Annotated in this window: 20 protein-coding genes; 14 read left to right on the top strand and 6 right to left on the bottom strand. The window is 60.4% G+C overall.

Going from position 1 to position 16,425, the window contains the following annotated elements; translation table 11 throughout:
* The first annotated feature begins 316 nt into the window (after positions 1–316).
* On the top strand, positions 317–877 hold the full coding sequence (locus IGB42_RS09480; RefSeq protein ID WP_159670533.1) for a hypothetical protein: 561 nt from the start codon (positions 317–319) through the stop codon (positions 875–877).
* Here the strand turns inward: IGB42_RS09480 and IGB42_RS09475 are convergent.
* The gene (locus tag IGB42_RS09475; protein WP_159670529.1) at positions 874–1,125 is read right to left on the bottom strand and encodes a hypothetical protein; all 252 of its coding nucleotides are present in this window, start codon (positions 1,123–1,125) and stop codon (positions 874–876) included. The genes IGB42_RS09480 and IGB42_RS09475 overlap by 4 nt on opposite strands.
* 317 nt (positions 1,126–1,442) lie before the next feature.
* Here IGB42_RS09475 and IGB42_RS09470 point away from each other — a divergent pair, with 317 nt between their 5' ends.
* The 4 genes from IGB42_RS09470 (at position 1,443) to IGB42_RS09455 (ending at position 3,814) form a co-directional block, all read left to right on the top strand.
* Positions 1,443–1,835 carry a hypothetical protein gene (locus IGB42_RS09470; protein WP_159670526.1) on the top strand — a complete coding sequence of 131 codons (393 nt, stop codon included), beginning with the start codon at positions 1,443–1,445 and terminating at the stop codon, positions 1,833–1,835.
* A 123-nt stretch (positions 1,836–1,958) separates the two neighbouring features.
* Positions 1,959–3,269: a hypothetical protein gene (locus IGB42_RS09465; protein WP_159670523.1), complete on the top strand. Its 1,311-nt coding sequence runs from the start codon at positions 1,959–1,961 to the stop codon at positions 3,267–3,269.
* A 10-nt stretch (positions 3,270–3,279) separates the two neighbouring features.
* Complete coding sequence (locus IGB42_RS09460) at positions 3,280–3,543, top strand: hypothetical protein (RefSeq protein WP_159670520.1); 264 nt, start codon at positions 3,280–3,282, stop codon at positions 3,541–3,543.
* Positions 3,544–3,670: 127 nt separating this feature from the next.
* Positions 3,671–3,814 (top strand): hypothetical protein, encoded by a 144-nt coding sequence (locus IGB42_RS09455; RefSeq protein ID WP_159670517.1) that lies wholly within the window; start codon positions 3,671–3,673, stop codon positions 3,812–3,814.
* Between the two features lie 170 nt (positions 3,815–3,984).
* Here IGB42_RS09455 and IGB42_RS09450 read toward each other — a convergent pair whose 3' ends face one another.
* On the bottom strand, positions 3,985–4,185 hold the full coding sequence (locus IGB42_RS09450) for a hypothetical protein (protein ID WP_159670514.1): 201 nt from the start codon (positions 4,183–4,185) through the stop codon (positions 3,985–3,987).
* Between IGB42_RS09450 and IGB42_RS09445 the strand changes: the two genes are divergently transcribed.
* Positions 4,168–4,344, top strand: a complete 177-nt coding sequence (locus IGB42_RS09445) for a hypothetical protein (protein ID WP_159670511.1) — start codon at positions 4,168–4,170, stop codon at positions 4,342–4,344. The two genes, IGB42_RS09450 and IGB42_RS09445, sit on opposite strands and share 18 nt — an antisense overlap.
* A gap of 24 nt (positions 4,345–4,368) precedes the next feature.
* Here IGB42_RS09445 and IGB42_RS09440 read toward each other — a convergent pair whose 3' ends face one another.
* A complete protein-coding gene (locus IGB42_RS09440) occupies positions 4,369–4,764 on the bottom strand; it encodes a hypothetical protein (protein WP_159670508.1) in 396 nt (131 codons plus the stop codon).
* Between the two features lie 32 nt (positions 4,765–4,796).
* Positions 4,797–5,456 (bottom strand): hypothetical protein, encoded by a 660-nt coding sequence (locus tag IGB42_RS09435; protein WP_159670505.1) that lies wholly within the window; start codon positions 5,454–5,456, stop codon positions 4,797–4,799.
* A 212-nt stretch (positions 5,457–5,668) separates the two neighbouring features.
* Here IGB42_RS09435 and IGB42_RS09430 point away from each other — a divergent pair, with 212 nt between their 5' ends.
* Positions 5,669–8,134 carry a PAS domain-containing sensor histidine kinase gene (locus tag IGB42_RS09430; protein ID WP_159670502.1) on the top strand — a complete coding sequence of 822 codons (2,466 nt, stop codon included), beginning with the start codon at positions 5,669–5,671 and terminating at the stop codon, positions 8,132–8,134.
* 77 nt (positions 8,135–8,211) lie between these two features.
* Here IGB42_RS09430 and IGB42_RS09425 read toward each other — a convergent pair whose 3' ends face one another.
* Positions 8,212–8,550: a peptidyl-tRNA hydrolase gene (locus IGB42_RS09425; protein ID WP_159670499.1), complete on the bottom strand. Its 339-nt coding sequence runs from the start codon at positions 8,548–8,550 to the stop codon at positions 8,212–8,214.
* 56 nt (positions 8,551–8,606) lie between these two features.
* Positions 8,607–11,030: a cation-translocating P-type ATPase gene (locus IGB42_RS09420; protein WP_159670496.1), complete on the bottom strand. Its 2,424-nt coding sequence runs from the start codon at positions 11,028–11,030 to the stop codon at positions 8,607–8,609.
* 71 nt (positions 11,031–11,101) lie between these two features.
* Between IGB42_RS09420 and cadR the strand changes: the two genes are divergently transcribed.
* The 7 genes from cadR (at position 11,102) to IGB42_RS09385 (ending at position 16,302) form a co-directional block, all read left to right on the top strand.
* A complete protein-coding gene (cadR, locus tag IGB42_RS09415; RefSeq protein ID WP_159670493.1) occupies positions 11,102–11,536 on the top strand; it encodes a Cd(II)/Pb(II)-responsive transcriptional regulator in 435 nt (144 codons plus the stop codon).
* A gap of 229 nt (positions 11,537–11,765) precedes the next feature.
* Positions 11,766–12,683 carry a DUF4339 domain-containing protein gene (locus IGB42_RS09410; RefSeq protein WP_159670490.1) on the top strand — a complete coding sequence of 306 codons (918 nt, stop codon included), beginning with the start codon at positions 11,766–11,768 and terminating at the stop codon, positions 12,681–12,683.
* A gap of 58 nt (positions 12,684–12,741) precedes the next feature.
* Positions 12,742–13,083, top strand: a complete 342-nt coding sequence (locus IGB42_RS09405; RefSeq protein ID WP_159670487.1) for a hypothetical protein — start codon at positions 12,742–12,744, stop codon at positions 13,081–13,083.
* Between the two features lie 107 nt (positions 13,084–13,190).
* Positions 13,191–14,297 (top strand): RDD family protein, encoded by a 1,107-nt coding sequence (locus IGB42_RS09400; RefSeq protein ID WP_159670484.1) that lies wholly within the window; start codon positions 13,191–13,193, stop codon positions 14,295–14,297.
* A gap of 109 nt (positions 14,298–14,406) precedes the next feature.
* A complete protein-coding gene (locus IGB42_RS09395; RefSeq protein ID WP_159670481.1) occupies positions 14,407–15,147 on the top strand; it encodes a hypothetical protein in 741 nt (246 codons plus the stop codon).
* Between the two features lie 434 nt (positions 15,148–15,581).
* The gene (locus IGB42_RS09390; RefSeq protein ID WP_159670478.1) at positions 15,582–15,821 is read left to right on the top strand and encodes a hypothetical protein; all 240 of its coding nucleotides are present in this window, start codon (positions 15,582–15,584) and stop codon (positions 15,819–15,821) included.
* Positions 15,822–16,035: 214 nt separating this feature from the next.
* On the top strand, positions 16,036–16,302 hold the full coding sequence (locus tag IGB42_RS09385) for a hypothetical protein (protein WP_159670475.1): 267 nt from the start codon (positions 16,036–16,038) through the stop codon (positions 16,300–16,302).
* The last annotated feature ends 123 nt before the right edge of the window (positions 16,303–16,425 follow it).

The raw sequence follows: 16,425 nt of genomic DNA, 5'->3' as shown, positions 1-16,425 counted from the left end.
GGGCTTGATGCCTGCAAACAGGGTCGTCGCGATCTGGAGCAACACGAAGCACGCTGATCACACAACAGCAGCGGTCAGTAAAAAATACTTCGATGGTGACCTGCGGGACTAGCTGCCAACGGACCATCCCATGTCATGATCTGCGGCACATGCAGCGGTGCCAGGCCTTGCTGGACCATCACCAGATGCCCGTCTACACCAACCGGGCAACGCCATGCAGCATGGACTTGATGATCCGGAATGGCATTTCGCGGTATATGGTTAAGATCAGCTGATTCAACAGCTGTTTTCAACCATTCGGGGTACAGGATCACGTATGTATTCGCTGAAAAACTACCTGCTCATTCTCCTTCTCGCCATGGCACCAGCTTGTTTTGCAGAAAAGCAGGTACGCAATGATTTGTTGCAGTTGCTCGACAAAAACGGTCGTCTGGCACAGCAAGCGTTCATTTACAAATCTGCCCACAACTACCAGATATGGATTCCGGCCGGATATACCTACGCGTCGCAACTACCGGGCCAGTTTGAATTCGTAGCGGTGAAGGATCTGGATGGCATAGCCACACCGGGTGTCGCGGCATCCTTTGTGCCGGGCGCAAAGGATTTCAGGACAGCAGCGCGCACCACACGTGACGTCTGGCTAAGCGGCAACAAAACCAATGTGCTGGAGCCCATCAGTGATCAGGAAGAAAACAACGCTGAAATTCAGCGATTCAGGATGTCCTCGACCCGCGATGCCGGCAAGGTCAAAGGTTTCTGGGTCTTCATCAAACGGCCCGGGGGCATGAGCGTTGTCATCATCTCCGGCAATCTGGCTGTCTATGACGAGAACCAGGCCGAATTCGAAAAGATGGTGGCCTCCATCACGCTACATTAACCCTGAAGGGCCAAATGGCTGATGTTGAAAACCTCACCGCTGCCCAGCAGCAACTGGCCAGCTACATGTCGGAATGATCCGGGCAAGCCTATTTCGCGGGCTGGATGAAGGACCTGGAGCATGCACTTTGGCATGCCATCATGCATGGCCCGTGCCAGTACGGTCGGCTGCAGATCACGCAGTCGCATATCCTGCAATTGCAGCAGCTCAGTGATGCCTGCGGCGGCTGGATCGGCTTCGATGATCATGCTGAGGAAGTATTCATTCCCATGGCCCGCTGGCGGCTGCAAGCACACGCCTGAACCGGCAAGCGGGTTTGCAACCCGTGCAACGCGCACGGAACTGAAGCCAGGCAACAACGCGTGCTATCTGCCTGCGTCCTGCACTGATACCGCCTCCCGGGCTCAAGACCGGCGGTCGGCAAATGCCCGCCAGCAAGCCTGCCACAACGGTACGCCGGCAACCGCAGGGGGAAAAAATCCATGACCTGCTTTACACTAGCGCGCAATCAGCACAAACCTGTCGGCCACGCCATCACGGCCCGCCCCTCCCTTTCAGGATCTGCATGCACAACCACAATCAAAACACACCGCCCACTGCGCCGCAGGGCAACCCGCCCTCCGCGCTCAAGGCGGCATTCGTGCAGTCCCGCGCGCAAGGCAACATCGATCTGGTTCTGCCGGTATTGCTGGCGGCAAAGCTGTATATAGTGACTGCGGGCGCCGAAACAGGCGATGACTACTTTCTGGTCAAATCACCCAACAAGGAACGATTCTGCGTCACCGTGGCCGAGCAATTGGAAAGCCTGCAACAGATCAGCTGGCCCAAAATTCCGGTCAGCGGCGCCGAGTTGCTCAAGCGCCTGCCGGCCGGCATCGAAATCGTCGTGACCTACCCTGATGGTGGCGATTACCTCACGCGCGAACAACTGCAATGGTACCGGGATCAGATCGGCTGAAACGCCGATCAACCGCGCCACCCAAGGTGATCTGTAGTGCGCAGCCAAACTGTGCGCTTGCTGTCTTCTTTTGTTTGCCTTTACCCGGCATAATCGCGCATCCTGCTTTCAAGAATCGGCAACATGGGCAACCTTAATCCGCTGGGATTCAGCACCAACCGGGGTTTGATCGATAGCGGCACATCGCTGCTCAAGCTCAATCGCGCACCGGGGCCGCTTTGCGGCAGCAATCCCTGCACCACGGAGCTCAAACGCTACGCGGCACAGGCTGTCGATGTGCTCAGCAAGACCGCCAGCTGGGCCGATAGCCAAGTCATGATCAACGCTCTGCTGGGGCAACAGTCCTTCACCTTGGGCGTAGCCAAGGGCGTTGGGGAAAACCTGCTGACCAGCGCCTACGAGCTCGTCAAGCTGATCAACATGCTGGCGCTGGCCGAATATCATGAAGCCCGCCACGCCCCGACTTTCCTGCAGCGCCTCAAGTCCTCCAGTTTGCTGATGATCAACCCCATCGTGGGCATCAATGCCATCGCATTTGCCCATCTATCGGGCGTGGATGAAAAAGCGGCCGAAGCCTACCGGGAAAGACAGGCACTGTTCGATCTGGTTGCCGCCGTATTCAGGTCACCGGGCGAGTTCTTCGGCAAAGCTGCCGATGCCGCAGTGGCCAACTACAACGCCTTCATCGGCCATATGAAAAGCAGCACGCTCAGCGGCAATTACAAGGCTGGCGTGATGTTTGGCCACGTGCTGCTGGATATCCTGTCCATCATCGGCGGCGTGACCGGCATCGCCAAATTGGCCGCATCCAGCCCGCGCATGCTCGCCATGGTGGGGCGCTTGCAGCGCTTGGTGACACGCACGGCAGCCACCGCAGAGGCCGAAGCAGCAGCGGCGCTGGCCAGGGCGCCCAAAGCCGTCAGCAGTGCGAAATCACCGGCGCAGTTGGGTGCGGGCGCACTGAGCCAGACCAAGAAGGCCGAGATCGTCGCAATCGAGAAAGGCAAGCGACCACCACCCAGCGACTATCTGCCCAAGCAGTATCTGGATGAGCACCTCGCCCAGTTCGACGATGGCGCATCCCGTTTCATGAGCGAGGCCAATCTGAAGCAGTATGGCCCAGCTCAGAGAGATGGTACGTCGTTCGTCATGCCCAAGGCTGAAGCCGATGCATTGCTGACAAGAGCGGCCGGTGACAAAACCGTGATGACCGAGGCGCTGGGGCTCAAGAAAGACTTCTTCGATACAGACAAGCTGGTCCGGGTGGATATCCCCAAACCGCGCGAACTGAATTTGCGGGTACCGTCAGGCAATGAAGCAGGCGCCAACGAGTTCTGGATACCGGGTGGCAAATTACCCACCGGCGCCAATGAAGCGATTGTCGATCTCGGTGGCGTGCCGGCAGGAAAATGGGTAACAACACCCATCGATTAGGAAGCAGGTCATGAACTACGAAGATGTTTTTGTAAACCGGCAAGAGCGCTTTGCGATCGGTACCGAAACGGGTAGCGGGCAGCACTACGTGTCGATCCCGGTCAGCAATCGCATGGTCGATTATCTGGAATACTATGCAATCGATCAGGCTTCATATGATCTGTTTTTGCGCGACCCCGTGGCGGCACTGCAATTCGTGGAGCGTTGCCGCAAGCGTGAAGCAGACGACCTGCTGCTGCACGAACCGGGCGCAGACAGGGGCGTTGCCTCGTAAGCGCAGCGCTTCTTTTCCAGATCAGATGCAACATGACCAAGAAACTGTTCGAGTTCAGCGATCTGCAAATCTGGCAACGTGATGATCGTTTTTTGCCCACTATGATGCGGGCGCACATCAGACCGCGATGCGCGAAGACAAACTGATAGCCGAAGAAACCCGGCTTGCGCTGACGGGCGAAGCGGGGGCCAGCCAGATGTTGCTCATGCTGCAGAAAAGGCTGATTACAGCGGGCATCAACTCTTACATTTCCAACTTGCCCGCAAGCTGATGCAGCGGAGCAGGTGATCGGGCTGCAAACGCGAATCACCGTGATCACACCGCCGTTCTGGCGGTTAACGCGTGAATAATCGCGAACGCCGGATGAATGCCTTTGAGCCTGCAGCGTCGTTGCTCAAGCAAAAAATGGCATTCCCCCCGGAATCGCATTGCAGATTTGCATCACAGGAAATCAATCACGCTACCAGACCAGATAATCGCCTGTTGCTGACTTTCCATGCTGCGCACACCGGAAAATCCATCCGTCCCCGTCATGCGCCGCAGTAACGAGGCGAGCCGGAACAATGAGCCACCTTCGTTGATTGCTGCACCGGTGTCGATTTCTCGGCGAATGCCTTCTGAACCATGATCAGAAAAAATCATGCGATCAGTCCATCATCTGCCGCCGGAAAAACCACACTGTTTGTCGATGAGGGTGCGAACAAGCCACAGCGCCTGTTCGCAACGGTGCGCCGTGAGCTGGTTGCAGGCAAATTGCGGGATGCCGCGCCTTTTGATTGGGCCATGCAAACAGGCTTCTGATCAGCGGCGTGTGCAAAGCGCAACCTATTCTTCCACCGCCTTCAACACATGCAAAATCGCCGGTTGATCCTGGTAGCGTGCTTTGGCCCTGGCCATTTCATCCTCTACCGTGCCGCATCCGAGCTCATCCATGGTGGCCTTCACCATGCGATCGGCTTCGCTCTGGTCGCCATTGATCTCGCCGGCAAAATGCATGCATTGCGTGTAGCGGTTTACCAGTTTGGTGATGGCAAGTGGAATACCCGCAGACCGGGTTGGCGATGCAACAGTGGCGGCCGGTAACGCGACATCACTGGCCACCACAGCCGCCGCTGATGCACCGCCCTGCTGCGCGCTATCGGGCACCTGCGGTGAGCACGCGATCAGCGCCGCCAGTGCGATGGCAGACAACCATGGCTTGCGCCTGCTTTGCCTGTCCATACCGGTTCGCAATCCCGTTGCCTCGCTGCGCATCACCCACCCTGTTGAGCAGGTTCAAACTGGAAGCAATCCGGGTAACGCTCCGGCAGGTGGGCAATCGCCAACGAAAAGCGGTCATCGTGGCATAGCCCGGCCAGCACCAGCCCGGTCATGTTGTTGAGGTTGTTCGATTGCCGTATCGCCTGCATCAACAAGGGCAAGGGGTAGCCTTCCTGCACGCGCCGCACCGCGTGCAGGCCGCTATGCACAAAGGAATTGAGCGAGCGCCACGAGTAATCCTTGAAGCTGGCCAGATGCCGGTACGGGCCATCCGGCCCGCGGGCTTCCAGGTCCTTGAGCATCTCGTTCACGGTGGCGTGGGCGTTACTGGCAACCTGCACCGCTGCCGGCTCCAGCGGCGCCAGCAGCCTGGCAATAGCGGCATCCGGCGCTGCATACAACGCCCAGGCTGCACGCACCAGTGCCTCATACTGCAAGCGGAACAAGGCCAGCGCCGATGTGGGCCGCCCGGCAGGCACCAGATCGCGCATCGAGCGTGCATGCTCCAGTGCGATATTGCTCATCGCCATCACCACCGCGCTGCGCGGATCATCCGGGAAATCGCAATCCGCCAGGATTTCCATCAGTTCCACTTCCACATCATGGGAGCGCACGCACAGCACAGTCAGGTCATTGTTCACGGGTTGGCTCATCGAGTTGGCCCCGGGGCACCCAAGGCGACATCGTTGCGATGATAGCCATAATTGGTGGCACTGAGTATTGCCGCGCCACATGCGCCAAGCGCGCCCCATTGCAGATGCAAATGGCAAGATTCACCTGTGCTGCGCGCGGCAACGCGCAACGGAGCGGATATAGTTAAAGCGGCAGCCAGTACAATGCCGATAAATCAACCCGTGATCCCCGCATGCCCAATACCCTGGATTTTTTGAGCGACGGCGGCGAAATGGGCGAACTGATCCGCGCCCACGACTGGGCCGGCAATACGCTCGGTTCGCCCGCCCAATGGCCGCAAAGCCTGCGTACCGTGGTACGGCTGATGCTCAATACCCGCCACCCCATGTATATCTTCTGGGGTGCGGAGGGCACCTGCCTGTATAACGATGCATACCGCCTGTCCATCGGGCCCGAACGGCATCCCTGTTCGCTCGGCCAACCAGCGCGGGCGGTATGGGAAGAAATCTGGGGGGCTATCGGCCCGCAATTCGAGCAGGTAATGCGTGGTGATGGCGCCACCTGGCACGAGAACCAACTGGTCCCCATCACGCGTAATGGCCGGCGCGAAGACGTGTACTGGACCTACAGCTACAGTCCCATCGACGACGAATCTGCCCCCAATGGCGTGGGCGGCGTACTGGTGCTGTGCACGGAAACAACGCGGCTGGTGGAAGCCGAGCGCGCGCGCCGCCAGAATGACGAACGTCTGCAGATGGCGCTGTCCGCCGGCAACAGCATCGGTACCTGGGATTGGGACGTCGCCAACGACCGCGTGCAGGCCGATGCGCGCTTTGCCGGCCTGTACGGCGTGGACCCGCAACGCGCCGTGGCAGGTGCCCCGATTGCCGACTTCTTTACCGCCGTGCACCCGGATGACGCCCCCATGCTGCGCGTGGCCATCGACAATGCGCTGGCAACCGGCGATGTATTCGCAGTGGAATACCGGCTGCTACATCCGGATGGCAGCGTGCAATGGGTGGCTGCGCAAGGCCGCTGCTCCATGGCCGCGGATGGCACGCCACTGCATTTTCCCGGGGTCAGTTTCGACATCAGTGCCCGCAAGGTGGCGGAAGAGCGCTTGCAGCAACTCAATCAGTCACTGGAAAGCCAAGTGCACATCCGCACCGCCGAACTGATTGCCAGTGAAGCCCACTGGCGCAGCATTTTCGAGCAACTGCAGGAAGGGTTCGTGCTGGCCGAACTGGTGCATGACCACAACGGCAAGGCAAAGGATTTCCGCTACCTGGAAATCAACCCGGCTTGGGAAAAACTGGTGGGCATCCCGCGCGAGCAAGCGCTGGGCCAACTGGGCAATAATGTGGTGCCCGACCAAGAGCCAGAATGGCTGGCGCGGTATGCGCACGTGGTGGAAACCGGCGAGGCAACGGCATTTACCCGTCACGTCAAATCGCTGGATCGCTGGTATCACCTGCATATCTTCCGTCCGGAGCCGGGGCGGTTTGCCGTGCTGTTCTTTGAAGTGACCGAGCAACGCCGCGCCGAAGAAGCGTTGCGCCAATCCCAGAAAATGGAAGCCGTCGGCCAGCTCACCGGTGGCCTGGCGCACGACTTCAACAATCTGCTGGCAGGCATTTCTGGCAGCCTGCAGCTGATGCAGCTCCGCATGAGCCAGGGCCGCGTGAACGAGCTGGATCGTTATGTCAGTACCGCCTTTACGGCAACCAAGCGTGCCGCCGCCCTCACCCACCGCTTGCTGGCTTTCTCACGTCGGCAAACGCTGGATCCGATGCCGACCAATGCCAACCGGCTGATCCTGGGGATGGAAGAACTGATCCGGCGCACCGTCGGCCCGGCCATCACGCTGGCCATTACTCCTGCGGCCGGTCTGTGGCATGCACTGGTCGATCCCCACCAGCTGGAAAATGCGCTGCTCAACCTGTGCATCAATGCCCGTGATGCCATGCCGGATGGGGGCAATATCGCGATTGCTACAGCCAATCGGCAACTGGACGAACGCACAGCGCGCGTGCTGGACATCGCCACGGGTGACTATCTGATGCTGTCCGTGACCGATAGCGGCACCGGCATGGCCGCGCAAACCGTGGCCCGTGCTTTCGAACCTTTCTTTACCACCAAACCGCTGGGCGAAGGCACCGGGCTCGGCCTATCGATGATTTATGGCTTTGCGCGCCAGTCTGGCGGACAAGTCAGGATCGATTCGTTCGAGGGCCAGGGCACCACCGTCAGCATCTACCTGCCGCGCCATGATGGCGACCTGGAGGATGACGATATCAACCTGCTCAGGCCCGTGGCAGCCCGGGCCATCCAGGGCGAAACCGTACTGGTGGTGGACGATGAACCCAGCGTGCGCCTGCTGGTGACCGAGGTACTGGAAGACTTGGGCTACACCGCCATCGAAGCCGCAGACAGCGTGGCCGGGCTGAAAGTGCTGCAATCGGATGTGCGCATCGACTTGCTGATCAGCGACGTGGGCCTGCCCGGCGGCATGAACGGCCGCCAGATGGCCGACGCTGGCAGAACCTCCCGCCCGGGGCTGAAAGTGCTGTTCATCACCGGCTACGCCGAAGCCAGCGTACTGGGCGAAGGCCGCCTCGCCCCCGGCATGCAGGTGCTCACCAAACCGTTCGTGCTGGAAACGCTGGCGGCACGTATCAAGGAGCTGGTGGCGGGTTGAGAATTGATCTGTAGACCCATTATTCTGACTTGTCGGCTAGCGTAGCGGCAGAAGTCGCGGCAGCGGTGCCCGCCAGCTCAATCAATAGGCAATACATTCTTGGATACCGGTGCCTCACGATACAGTTTCAGAAATCTGAACATCTTTGGCCATTCTGCTCTCGGGCAGAATGCAATCGCCACTTCCTGATGATTCAATGCCGATTCCGTCAGCACCACGTGATCGGGCACTTGCTTGGCATTGGCAAACTCCTTTGCATTGACCACGCATACTGCCTTGAAGAACGGGCCGGCAAGCCACGCTTTTACTTCAGGTCGATCCTGAAATTGCAGGTATGCCGCCAGAGAGGCATGGGCAACGGCCACCATGGCAAAACCTAGTGGCACGTCATCCCGAACCAGAATGTACATCTTCATGCTTGGTTGGCTCCAACCCCTGAATCACTACACATAGCCAGCATCTGCCAGGCCGCTCATTTCCGCAACAGCCGCAGCCCGTTCCCCACCACCAGCAAGCTGGCGCCCACATCGGCAAACACCGCCATCCACATGGTGCCGAGCCCCATCAGCGTCAGCGCCAGGAATACCGCCTTGATGCCCAGCGCCAGCACGATGTTCTGCACCAGCACCGCATGCGTGGCGCGGGATAGCCGCACAAAGCCTGCTACCTTGCGCAGGTCGTCGTCCATCAGGGCCACATCGGCGGTTTCGATGGCGGTATCGGTGCCCATCGCGCCCATGGCAAAGCCGATGTCGGCCTGCGCCAGCGCCGGGGCATCGTTGATACCATCGCCCACCATACCCACCGTGCCCTCAAAAGCCAGCGTTTCGATGGCGCGGCGCTTGTCGTCCGGCAACTGATCGCCGCGCGCCTCGGTAATACCCACCTGCTGTGCAATCACTTGCGCGGTGTGCGGGTTATCACCGGTGAGCATCACGGTTTTCACACCCAGCGCATGCAGCTCGGCCAGCGCCGCGCGGCTGCTGTCTTTCACGGTATCTGCCACTGCAAACAGCGCCAGCACCTGCTGCGCATCCACCAGCATCACCGCGGTTTTGCCCTGCCGCTCCAGCCCATCCAGCCGGGCTTCCAGCGCGGATGAACAGCGCTGCAGTTCTTCCACCATGCGGTGATTGCCCAGCCAGTAGCTGGCACCGTCGATCTCCCCATGCACTCCCCGGCCCGGCAGTGCCTCAAAACCGGTGACCTCCCGCCTTGGCGTACCCATGCTGTCCGCAGCATAGGCAACCGCCAGCGATACCGGGTGATCGGATCGGCCAGCCAGGCTGGCGGCCAGGCTGCGGCAAGCCGCGTCATCCAGTGCTGCGCGGGTTTCAAAATCCGTCTGCACGGGCTTGCCATGCGTGATGGTGCCGGTCTTGTCCAGCGCCAGCCAGCGCAGGCTGCGCCCCTGCTCCAGATACACGCCGCCCTTGATCAGGATGCCTTTGCGCGCCGCAGCCGCCAACCCGCTGACGATACTGACCGGTGTGGAAATCACCAGTGCACACGGGCAGGCAATCACCAGCAGCACCAGCGCCTTGTAGATCCAGTCATGCCAATTGCCACCCAGCAACAGCGGCGGCAACACCGCCACCGCCAGCGCCAGCACAAACACCACCGGCGTGTAGATGCGGGCAAAACGGTCGACAAAGCGCTGTGTGGGCGCCTTGGCACCTTGCGCGGATTCCACCGCGTGGATGATGCGTGCCAGCGTGGTATCACTGGCGGCAGCCGTAACCCGGTAATCAAAGCTGCCGGCCTGGTTGATGGTGCCGGCAAACACCGCATCGCCCACGGCTTTTTCCACCGGCAGGCTTTCACCGGTGATCGGGGCCTGATCAATGCTGGATGTGCCTTGCACGATCTCGCCATCCAGCCCCAGCCGTTCACCCGGCTTTACCCGCAACAAGCTGCCGACGGTTACCTTGCTGGCAGCCACTTCTGCCCAGCTGCCATCCGCCTGCTGCATGGTGGTCTGCTGCGGCGCCAGTTGCATCAGGCCGGCAATGGCATTGCGGGCACGGTCGAGCGATCTGGCCTCGATCAATTCCGCCACCGTGAACAGCACCATCACCATGGCCGCTTCCGGCCATTGCTGCAGCGCCAGTGCACCGGTCACCGCGATGCTCATCAATGCATTGATATTGAGATTGCCATTGCGGAGGGCCACCCAGCCCTTGCGGTAGGTGGTCAGACCGCAACTGGCGATGGCGGCGATTGCCAATGCGGCAGACAGCCATTCCGGCCAGCCCAGCCAGTGGATGATCTCGGCGCTGAATGCCGCAATACCTGCCAGCGCCAGCGGCCACCAGGGTTTGGCGGGCGTTGCAGGCGCGGGCTGGAATGTGGCACCTGCAGCGGCAGGCAACTCCGGCGTGAAGCCCAATGCGCGGATTGCATCAAGCACCTGTGGTTGCTGATCTGCTGCATGCACCACCGTCAGCACCCGCTGCATCAGGTTGAACTCCATCGCCCCCACGCCGGGCAGGCCCGCAAGTTTCTTGCGGATCAGCGCCTCTTCGGTGGGGCAATCCATCTGCATGATGCGAATGGCGGTCTTGACGCCATGCGCAGTCACCTCGGCCGCAGCCAGTTCCTGCGGTACGGAAACCTGCCCGTGGTCGTGGTCGTGGTCGTGGTCGTGGTCGTGGTCGTGGTCGTGGTCGGCGTCAGCATGCACGCATGCGCTGTCCACAGCGCAGCAAACGCTGTCCACAGCGCAGCAAACGCTGGCGGGCGGTATCACCGCCTTGTATTTGCGGCTATCTGCTGCTGCCGCGACAACGCGATTCGCCTCGTTCGCATCTCCCTCCGCCGCACCGTGCATATGCCCGCAGCAATTGCCGCCGGCGTGCTTGGGCAGTGCAGGCTGGTGATCGTGATCAGTGGCCATGACAGGCTCCGGATGAGTACTATGCTCACAGTACACACCCTGAAGCCACTACAGGGTCAAGCGGAGGCTGCATGAAAATCGGTGAACTGGCGCAAGCCGCGCAATGCACGGTGGAAACCGTACGGTATTACGAGAAAGAAGGCCTGTTGCCCGCAGCCAGCCGCACCGGCAGCAACTACCGCAGCTACGGGCCGGAGCATGCCGAGCGGCTGCGCTTCATCCGCAACTGCCGTGCACTGGACATGACGCACGGCGAAATCCGCGCGCTGCTGGTACTGGCGGACACACCCGGTACCGATTGCGGCGGCATCAATCACCTGATCGACGATCACATCGGCCATGTGGATGCGCGTATCCAGGAACTGCTGCACCTGAAAACCCAGCTGGCGGAGCTGCGCCAGCGCTGCATCGGCGAAAACGCACTGGATGAATGCGGCATCCTGCATGGCATCAGCGAAATGACCGCCGAGCCCAAGCCGGCACATCGGCACACACATCTGTGCTAACCGTAACTGTGTACCGAACCAGCAACAAAAAAAGTTTGACGTAAGTTATAAATTAACAACCCGTTTGGGCTTGGGTATGATAGCGCTTGCCTGCAACACGTTGCAGCTCGCCTTTCAACCTGATGGATGCTGCTTTTCGCCAGCCTGCCGGGTTATCGGCATTGCGCCAGAACCGGCCAGACTTTGTCAGCAAAGCCGCAGACGTATCCAGTCAGATGGAACAACAGCAATGAAACAATGGTGGTACGCCAAGGCAGGCAATGTCATTGGCCCGATCGGGGAAGACGTCCTCAAGCGCCTGCTGCAAGGCAAGCAGATCACCCCTGCCACGCTGGTATGGCGCGACGGCATGCCGGCATGGCAAGCGCTGCATGCCGTTGCAGCGTTGCAATCCTGGCTAACCCACGCCGAGACGGTCGTTCCTGCTGCTGCAGATTCCGAATTGGCTCCCGCTATCCCGGTGCCCACCGCGCCGGTCGAGGTCGCAGCCACGCCAACCAGCAACACGCAGAAAGCCGACCACGCCCAGCCGTTCAGGATGCGCACGGTGCATTGGCTGGGTCTCGCCGCTGTGGGCTGCATGGTCGGGATCGCCATGGTGAGCTTCTCATCACAAGCACCCGCTCCGTTGGCCGATGACATCCCCACGCCAGCCGCCAACACGACGGTTACCCCCGCTCCGCAGCCCACACGGGCCAGCAGCGCCGGCGAGGCTGCCACACAATCCTGGGTCAATCCGCAGACCGGCCTGAAAGCACAGATCGACTCACGCTGGCAGGCTGGCAACAAGCCCACCATCGATGGTCTGCCGCAAAACACTTTCACGCTCGATAACGGTGACGCGCTGGTCTTATTTGCCACGGAATTGTCTGCCAATTCACTGGAAACCTACGTACGGCAGCTGGAAGCCAATAATCCCAAGCTCCACTTCGACAGCAATGCAAGTACCGAGACGAGGGGTGGAATACAGGCCTGGAGCAACACCGCCAAACTATCCGGCAAGCCCCATACGCAAGTCATCATCCAGATTTCCCGCTCTGGCAACCGCTACTGGCGCCTGCTGACCTTTCAGGATGGCCGGCAAGAGGATACCGATGCCATGCTGCGCAAGCTGGTCGGTGCGCTATGGCGCACTTCAGCGCTGTGAGTGCGATTCTTTCCAATACCGATTACTGGGCCCCATTGCCTTCCGGAGCAACGCCGTCATGCTGTACAGCCTGTTCATGATTTTTTTCGTTCAAGCCATTGTGCCGGTACTGATCTGCTTTGTGCTGACCTGGCTGGTCATCTGGAGCGGCAAACCCAAGCCGGCGAACGTGGTCAAACTGCAGTTCATCGGTGCAGGTGCAACATGGGGGATCACTGGCGTGGTTCACCTGCTGTGCTGGATGCTGCTGGGCGGCCCCATCGCCCTGTCGCCAGACCCGGCGATTTTCATCTGGTTTACGCTGGTACTGCCCGTGGCGGCCAGCACCGCCGTTTGCCTGTTCCTGCGCAAACGCGCCAAGCCGGTGGTACCGCCACCGCTGCCGACACAGGCCGGATAGCGCCAACATGGCACGCTGACCCGCTTGGGGAATGAGGCCAGCCCTGCCGATTCCTTACCCTTACCGGCAGGACTTCCAAGCCTATCGGCAGCTACTGACACCCAACCATGCAGCATTCGTCCAGAAAACCATCGCGCACCGAGCGCAAACGCCGGCTGCAACACAAGCAGGCAATCGCGCCCGCGCCCCCGGACACCTGGATGATTGCGCGTGGCGAGGCCCGCCTGTTCGACCTGACCTGGCAAATCCTGCTGCTCTATGCGCTGTTCTTTGCCGTACTGTGCCATGTGCCACAGCCGATATCGCTCAAGCTGCAGGCACTGAACAACCTGTGGTTCATCCTGCTGGCCACGCCGCTGGCACTGGTGCTGGATGCACTCGTTGCCGCCTGCCTTGGCAATACCCCCGGCAAAGTCTTGAAGGGCATCACGGTGCGCAACGCCAAGGGTTACCCGCTGGATTTTGTTGATCACCTGCGGCGCAACATGCTGTGCTGGGTACTCGGCCTGGGCTTGCTGTTTCCGTACAGCATGTTCCTGACGACAATCTGGCAGGGCTCGCGGCTACGTTCAGGCCAGCCAACCACCTACGATGCAATGCTCGGGTGCAAGGTGCAATGCCGTACCACAACGACTCTTGATATCATCGCAACGCTGATCCTGCTGGCTTTACCGGTTCCGGCAATCTGGCTGATCACTGAGTGGCAAACTGCGCTGGCGGTGCATACCCCTTATGACCTGATTACCCACCCATCAGGCACCTGGCAAAACCCGCTCAATCGACAACGAGTGAAACTGGACCCCGCCTGGTGGATAGAAGGCCAGACAGACCGGGATGGCACGCGGCGTTATACGTTCAATCTGGGGGACCGCAGTGATGCGGATGCCACTGTCGATATGCAGGGCACTGCCGTCCCTGTGAGCATTGCGGCAGAGGTAAAACGGCTGCAGGGCCTCGGGCGAAACCTCATCGAGAGCAATCCGGCAAATGTCCCGGCCGATGCACTGCAATGGGAAGGAAAATTCGACAGTTATGACTCAGGCGAAAGACGTTTGCGTCTCACGCGCTGGCAGAACGGCAATTGGTACTGGCTGGTGCGCACTTGGCAGTATCCCCCCTATACCGATACCGATGCACCGGTACAGCAGCTGCAAACCGCGCTGCAATCCACCATGGATCAGCCCGGCGCTCTTCTGCCCCCAACTGCGCCATAGCTGCGCGACGCCGCTGCTCGCAAGCTAGCCAGCGCGCTGTGCACAAGCCACATTGCCAAAATGGCTGCATCCGCCGATACTCGCGCCCCTTTTGTGATTTGGCCGCACCATGCTCGACGACGATCTGCTTGCCCTGTTCCTCGCCTCTTTCTACGGCTACGGCAATCTGGCCGCCCCCATCTGGTTCATCGGCATGGACGAGCCCGGCAACAACACGCTGGCGCACATCAGCCAGCGGCTGCAAACCTGGGAAGAACGCGGCGCCACCCCACTGGAAGACCTCGCCGGCTTCCATCAAGCCATCGGCAGCACCCGCTTCTTTGATGAAACCGCTGTGCCCCATCCCACTTGGAGCCGGCTGATCCGTGTACTGCTGGCCAGCCAGGGCCAGCCCTGCGATGCAGCCGATCTGCTGCGCTACCAGGTGCAGCAACTGGCCCGCAACGGCGGCGGCAGCTGCCTGATGGAGCTGTTGCCGCTGCTGAGTACCCGTAAATGGCTTTACGCCACCCACAGCCATTTGCCACAGCTGCAAAGCCGCGCCATCTGCCAGCGCACGCTCGCTCCCCCGCGCGGCCATCGCCTGCACGCCATGCTGCAGCACTACCAGCCCCGGCAAGTGGTGTTCTACGGCAAAAGCCACCGCCGCCACTGGCTACGCATTGCAGGCCAAGCCAACTGGCAAAGCAGCGCAGACGGTTTTGAATATGCCGGCAACGCGCATACGCAATTCGTCATCACCCACCACCCGGCCGCACGTGGCCTGCACGATGATTACTTCCATAAAGTGGGCGAACACCTCGCTGCCCATACCCCTGCCATAGCGCCCAAGGCACCGCGCCGCCGTTAACGATGTGCTGCAAGGTGGCGCACGCCAGCCGATGCCAGCGCAGCACCATGCGTCAGTAATCCGTGCCATTGCGCCTTTCCATACAACCCGCGCCCTGCTAAACCAACAGGACTGCCTGAGGAACCGCTCCGCCAGAATATGCCGTATATCGCTGCAATACAGCCCTTCATCCACTTTCTGAAAGCGCATTCAGAAAATGCTTGCAGCGTAATCGAAGACCCTATTTAATACCGAACAAGTAAGAAATTGTTTATCTGGCCGTCATTTGTCTCCGAGCCGGAACAAGCGCTCATATCTGCCAAGCCGCGCTGGATAGCGCAAGCAACAAAAGTGCAGCCGCCTGCGGGGGTGCTATCGGGCATCCAGGCTACAAGGCCGAAGTAGGCCAGGGAGGCAGGCCAGCACCGGCAACATTTCATTCAGGAGTCGCAGTCATGAAGCAGATTTCCGTCACCCTGCATGGCTTGGGGGCATCGGTAGGCCCGGTGCTGCAACAGGCGATGCAAGGCACCAAGGGCACCACCGCCACCGTCACACCGGTGGAAGATGACCACACCCGACTCGATGTGACTTGCCCGGATGCCGCAGTGCCGGAGCTGCTGGCATTGCTGGACGAAGTCAGCACCTTCCAGGCCGCCCCGCCCAGCGTAACCGACGTCAACGACGCCGCCTGAGGTCATCGGCGCAGCCAGATGATCACCTGCGCCCCCCGCCAGAACCGGCACGGCTCAACGCATTTTGCTTGGCCAGGTCGTGTGGACATCATGCCGACGTACAAGCCACCTGCCTGCAGGCAACACCAAACACCCACCGCAACGGCATCACTGGCTTGCCGCATACCCTACGGATTAAAGTAGCGGGCATGACAGCTGCCCGATTCGTCACCGCATGAACGCAGAAACCAGCACGCTGTTCGAACTGCTCGATGGCATGGGCATGTACAACGACAAGGGCGTGTGCCGGGCCAACCACACTGCGGACGAGATTGCCGCCACACGGGCCGGATTCCATAGCGCGCTGAGCAAGCTGCTGGCAGAAATCGGCCCCGCCAACCTGCCACCCGTCGCCGTGCAACTGCTGCAGAACGACGCATGGCTCAGCGATGGCAACGGCGAGCTTGCCGCCCGGATGAAGGCGCTGATCCCGCATGGTTGAACAGCGCGGCCGCGCATGGTCCCGGTTCAAAGACCGGATCAAAACTGCTGATGACCAGCACCGGCCGCCGCCGTCAAACGCGAAAAGAACTGGAAGCTGATGTATATCCGCGCCGAAAAGCGC

This window comes from Andreprevotia sp. IGB-42 (genome assembly GCF_009848685.1).
Classification (GTDB): Bacteria; Pseudomonadota; Gammaproteobacteria; order Burkholderiales; family Chitinibacteraceae; genus Andreprevotia.
The sequence above is the reverse complement of the archived record's forward strand: the minus strand, read 5'-3'. Positions and strand labels throughout refer to the sequence as shown.

Excerpts from the sequence above, each read along its gene's own strand:
- IGB42_RS09480 (WP_159670533.1), top strand. The coding sequence starts at position 317 with ATGTATTCGCTGAAAAACTACCTGCTCATTCTCCTTCTCGCCATGGCA.
- IGB42_RS09475 (WP_159670529.1), bottom strand. The coding sequence starts at position 1,125 with ATGATCATCGAAGCCGATCCAGCCGCCGCAGGCATCACTGAGCTGCTG.
- IGB42_RS09470 (WP_159670526.1), top strand. The coding sequence starts at position 1,443 with ATGCACAACCACAATCAAAACACACCGCCCACTGCGCCGCAGGGCAAC.
- IGB42_RS09465 (WP_159670523.1), top strand. The coding sequence starts at position 1,959 with ATGGGCAACCTTAATCCGCTGGGATTCAGCACCAACCGGGGTTTGATC.
- IGB42_RS09460 (WP_159670520.1), top strand. The coding sequence starts at position 3,280 with ATGAACTACGAAGATGTTTTTGTAAACCGGCAAGAGCGCTTTGCGATC.
- IGB42_RS09455 (WP_159670517.1), top strand. The coding sequence starts at position 3,671 with ATGCGCGAAGACAAACTGATAGCCGAAGAAACCCGGCTTGCGCTGACG.
- IGB42_RS09445 (WP_159670511.1), top strand. The coding sequence starts at position 4,168 with ATGATCAGAAAAAATCATGCGATCAGTCCATCATCTGCCGCCGGAAAA.
- IGB42_RS09450 (WP_159670514.1), bottom strand. The coding sequence starts at position 4,185 with ATGATTTTTTCTGATCATGGTTCAGAAGGCATTCGCCGAGAAATCGAC.
- IGB42_RS09440 (WP_159670508.1), bottom strand. The coding sequence starts at position 4,764 with ATGGACAGGCAAAGCAGGCGCAAGCCATGGTTGTCTGCCATCGCACTG.
- IGB42_RS09435 (WP_159670505.1), bottom strand. The coding sequence starts at position 5,456 with ATGAGCCAACCCGTGAACAATGACCTGACTGTGCTGTGCGTGCGCTCC.
- IGB42_RS09430 (WP_159670502.1), top strand. The coding sequence starts at position 5,669 with ATGCCCAATACCCTGGATTTTTTGAGCGACGGCGGCGAAATGGGCGAA.
- IGB42_RS09425 (WP_159670499.1), bottom strand. The coding sequence starts at position 8,550 with ATGAAGATGTACATTCTGGTTCGGGATGACGTGCCACTAGGTTTTGCC.
- IGB42_RS09420 (WP_159670496.1), bottom strand. The coding sequence starts at position 11,030 with ATGGCCACTGATCACGATCACCAGCCTGCACTGCCCAAGCACGCCGGC.
- cadR (WP_159670493.1), top strand. The coding sequence starts at position 11,102 with ATGAAAATCGGTGAACTGGCGCAAGCCGCGCAATGCACGGTGGAAACC.
- IGB42_RS09410 (WP_159670490.1), top strand. The coding sequence starts at position 11,766 with ATGAAACAATGGTGGTACGCCAAGGCAGGCAATGTCATTGGCCCGATC.
- IGB42_RS09405 (WP_159670487.1), top strand. The coding sequence starts at position 12,742 with ATGCTGTACAGCCTGTTCATGATTTTTTTCGTTCAAGCCATTGTGCCG.
- IGB42_RS09400 (WP_159670484.1), top strand. The coding sequence starts at position 13,191 with ATGCAGCATTCGTCCAGAAAACCATCGCGCACCGAGCGCAAACGCCGG.
- IGB42_RS09395 (WP_159670481.1), top strand. The coding sequence starts at position 14,407 with ATGCTCGACGACGATCTGCTTGCCCTGTTCCTCGCCTCTTTCTACGGC.
- IGB42_RS09390 (WP_159670478.1), top strand. The coding sequence starts at position 15,582 with ATGAAGCAGATTTCCGTCACCCTGCATGGCTTGGGGGCATCGGTAGGC.
- IGB42_RS09385 (WP_159670475.1), top strand. The coding sequence starts at position 16,036 with ATGAACGCAGAAACCAGCACGCTGTTCGAACTGCTCGATGGCATGGGC.